The following is a 237-nucleotide window of genomic DNA, read 5'->3' as shown; positions in this document are numbered from 1 at the left end:
CTGCACAGCAGTTGACACAACGAAATGATCCTCGCGTCACTAAGGTGGGAGCGTTCATCCGGAAAAACAGCATTGACGAACTACCACAGCTGTTTAACGTTCTTAAAGGTGACATGTCGCTCGTCGGTCCACGCCCCCATGCGCCCTCCGCAAAAGCCGGCGGAATACTATACGATGAAGCCGTGGACGAGTATCACAGCCGTCATCGCGTCAAACCGGGGATCACTGGTTGGGCAC

Annotated in this window: 1 protein-coding gene; it reads left to right on the top strand. The window is 54.9% G+C overall.

Going from position 1 to position 237, the window contains the following annotated elements; genetic code table 11:
* Positions 1-44: 44 nt before the first annotated feature.
* On the top strand, positions 45-237 hold a 193-nt coding region (locus R0J92_RS26420; RefSeq protein ID WP_411053869.1), incomplete at its 3' end, for a sugar transferase.

Origin of the sequence: Tritonibacter sp. SIMBA_163 (assembly GCF_046535935.1) — a bacterium.
Lineage (GTDB): Bacteria > Pseudomonadota > Alphaproteobacteria > Rhodobacterales > Rhodobacteraceae > Epibacterium > Epibacterium scottomollicae.
Note: the sequence above shows the minus strand (reverse complement) of the source record. Positions and strands in the feature narration are given on the sequence as shown.